The organism is Alteromonas antoniana (assembly GCF_019249295.1).
Taxonomy (GTDB): domain Bacteria; phylum Pseudomonadota; class Gammaproteobacteria; order Enterobacterales; family Alteromonadaceae; genus Alteromonas; species Alteromonas antoniana.
The window spans coordinates 1-1,930 of sequence record NZ_JAESDH010000063.1 but is presented as its reverse complement, the minus strand read 5'-3'; the positions used below and the strand labels follow the sequence as shown (position 1 = coordinate 1,930).

The window sequence follows — 1,930 nt, the reverse complement described above, 5'->3', positions numbered from 1 at the left end:
ATTCAATACAGCAACATGCTAATGCTAATAAAATGAAAAATCTCATGTTACTCCAAAGTCAAAACTGGGTAGCTAACACTAAGCTTTGGGGCGCAGACAAGTAGGGCATAATAGCGAAGCGGCCCTGCATGTTTGCGTCCCAGCGAGCGAAGTGAGCGTCAACAGCGTTTTGTTAGCTTCCATGGCCCACTCCTCGCTGTTTCATATAATTTGCGAGCTGAACTGAATCGTTGTTTTGGCTACCAAGTAATGCTTCATAAACGCCAACTTGATCTTCGCTTTTCTTGTGCTGACCCAGTTTTTCTTTTCCGTGAATTTCGGTTACAACCACTTTAAAACCGACCACGGCCTTTAATAACCTTTGAATATATTGTTGCGGCATGAGTTCTGAGCTATCTAGTATCTCAGGCTCGTACTTATGAACCAATGAGTTTATTGCTCTATGCGTTTCAGTTGCATCCAGTTCATGAAATATTCCAAAACAATGCACTGACGCGTAGTTCCATGTTGGAACCGCTGGCTTTGAAGAATACCAAGTAGGGGAAATATATGAGTGCGGCCCATTAAATAGAACAGATACTTTCTTTCCGGATAAATCTTTCCATTGTGGGTTAACTCGAGCCATGTGCCCAATTATGCAGCCACTTTCATTTTCTGAGGTATCAAAAATTAGAGGAAGGCGCGTTGCCTCCAAATCTTGTGTGATTAACGTACCAAAACCAAACTCCGATATAAACGCGCTAATTGAATGAATATCTGGCATTTCCATGTTTTTTGGGGTGTACATTCAAATCCTTAATGCTAATGGCAGCTAACGCCCCAAGCAGGGGCAATAACACGTAGGCTAAAATACGGAACGAAGTGACGGGAGCCTACGTGTTAGTGTCCCGCTGACTTGGTTTGTTAGCCGCTTACTTTATCAATGGTTTCCAAGGCTGCTAGGACAAGCGAAATAAGACCTAAGATGAAAGTGATAAAGCCAGAACTACCTATTATCCCAATAAAAGCTCTAAAAACAGTCATTGTTCTATTTCCAGAGATTTGGTCATCTCCTAATGGGAGTTTACCGTCCCAATTCTTATTGACATATTGGCCTTGGAGAATCATGACGTAATGGCAGCAGCAAAAAGAAATAATGGTATATAAAAGAAGTCCCCAGGCCAGTTTCAAATCATGCAAAACTGTGTCCGAAATAAATGGTCCATCCTTTTTTAAGAACATTGACATGGAGATGGTTAATCCACCTGCAGAAAACAACAATACAGATTTTGAAAAGATATCGATTCGTTGCCGATAGTCGATTCTAAATGCGTTTTTACGCTCAAGATACTTTTCCTGCTGCTCAGGGGTAGTTTGGCGACGTTCTTCACCAAACTTGTTATTTGGTTCACTCATTGATAATTACTTCCTTGTAAGTGGCTAACACCCAAATATGGGGCGCGAACGCGCAGGCGAAAATGGCGAAGCCGCCTGCGTGTTAGCGTCCCAGTGCGCCCTGGCGCACGCCATAATTTGTTTGTTATATGCCATTGCTAAAGTTACTGCCAGTAAGCTTTTTAAACAGCCACTGAACTGAATCTTTGCCAGTGATACCGAATATAATAAACAAAATACCCACCAAAAAGCCTATAACGCTGCCTAGTGCGGATAGATGCTCAGAGAGAAAAATATAGCCATAAGTACACGTAAATACTAGGCCTAAAAAAGTCCCTAAAATCCTTGTAAACTTCATAACAAAGTATCCTTTTTCAACTTGGCATATAACACCCAAATATGGGGCGCGAACGCGCAGGCGAAAATGGCGAAGCCGCCTGCGTGTTAGCGTCCCAGTGCGCCCTGGCGCACGCCATAATTTGTTTGTATGGATAATTCTTCCCTAAATTCCCCACAATTTTTTCAAAGATGGGTAAAGTGAGGCCCAGACTTTGGC

2 protein-coding genes are annotated in these 1,930 nt (G+C 42.5%); both read right to left on the bottom strand.

The features are described 5' to 3' along the window. Window positions 1–172: 172 nt before the first annotated feature. Window positions 173–787: an FMN-binding negative transcriptional regulator gene (locus JKP77_RS22045; RefSeq protein ID WP_218313325.1), complete on the bottom strand. Its 615-nt coding sequence runs from the start codon at window positions 785–787 to the stop codon at window positions 173–175. Between the two features lie 116 nt (window positions 788–903). Continuing rightward, the gene (locus JKP77_RS22040; protein WP_218313324.1) at window positions 904–1,395 is read right to left on the bottom strand and encodes a hypothetical protein; all 492 of its coding nucleotides are present in this window, start codon (window positions 1,393–1,395) and stop codon (window positions 904–906) included. Between the last annotated feature and the right edge of the window lie 535 nt (window positions 1,396–1,930).

Coding starts and splice junctions, on each gene's coding strand:
- JKP77_RS22045 (WP_218313325.1), bottom strand. CDS start 787: ATGTACACCCCAAAAAACATGGAAATGCCAGATATTCATTCAATTAGC.
- JKP77_RS22040 (WP_218313324.1), bottom strand. CDS start 1,395: ATGAGTGAACCAAATAACAAGTTTGGTGAAGAACGTCGCCAAACTACC.